The sequence below is a fragment of the Butyrivibrio sp. LC3010 genome, assembly GCF_000424385.1.
GTDB lineage: Bacteria > Bacillota > Clostridia > Lachnospirales > Lachnospiraceae > Butyrivibrio.
The window spans coordinates 1-1,051 of sequence record NZ_AUJU01000069.1 but is presented as its reverse complement, the minus strand read 5'-3'; the positions used below and the strand labels follow the sequence as shown (position 1 = coordinate 1,051).

Annotated in this window: 1 protein-coding gene; it reads right to left on the bottom strand. The window is 39.5% G+C overall.

Going from position 1 to position 1,051, the window contains the following annotated elements:
* Nucleotides 1-262: 262 nt before the first annotated feature.
* A partial coding sequence (locus G622_RS23935) for an Ig-like domain-containing protein (protein WP_049945979.1) occupies nt 263-1,051 on the bottom strand: 789 nt, incomplete at its 5' end.

Genomic DNA, 1,051 nt, shown 5'->3' with positions numbered 1-1,051 from the left:
CGTCCGGCTACCTCAATCTAAATATCTGCATTTTTCAAGGTTCATCTGAGCCTATTTTTTTGACCCAGTTTTTTCATAGATTATTTGACACTATCCTAATAATTAATTCACGTCTTCATATCCACAATTTAATAGTGTGCTATTTTCTTTATTATTCTATCATTGCCCCTATTTCTTAAAAATATTCTGCATATTAAATAAATATGTATTTTTCATTAAAACAGGGCTCCGCACAATGCGAAGCCCTAAAACTAAACATACTTTATTTCTTTACAGTAATCTTGCAGGTAGCGGTATATTTTCCGTCCTTAGTCTTTACTGTAATTGTTGCAGTTCCTTTACCAATAGCGGTAACATTGCCTTCTTTATCAACCTTAGCAACTTTCTTATTGCTGCTGAACCATGTCACATCTGTGATTGTAGCCTTCTTAGGTTTGATTGTTGCCTTAAGTGTATAGCTTTTGCCTACCTTGATAGTTTTGCTCTTTTTGTTAAGCTTAACACCTGTTACCTTAATAGCGTCTTTAACTATAACCTTAACTTCTGCCTTGAAACCACCATCCCTGGTTGTAGCAGTAATTGTAGCTGAACCCTTCTTTTTAGCCTTAACCAGTCCGGTGCTTGATACAGTTGCGATCTTCTTATCGCTTGTTGTCCATTCTATCTCTGTATTTGTAGCATTTGCAGGTGCAACAACAGCTGTAAGCTGATATTTTCCGCCTTTTCCTACTTTTATCTTCTTCTCAAGGGTTATTCCTGTTACAGCAACCTTTTCCTCAGTCTTAACAGTTTCTGTTTTGCCTTCTTCAGGTGTATTCACCTGAGGAGTCTCAACAGCAGGTGTTTTTACTTCTGTTGAAGGTGTGGATCCTGTAGGAACCTGTGTTTCCGGAACAGTCTGTGTAGGAGCCCCTGCTGAAGGTGCAGTCTGTGAAGGAGTCTCTGTTGAAGGTGTTTCTCCACCAGTTGCAGGTGCTTCCTCTGAAGGTGTCTCTGTTGAAGGTGTTTCTCCACCAGTTGTGGGTGCTTCCTCTGAAGGTGTCTCTGTTGA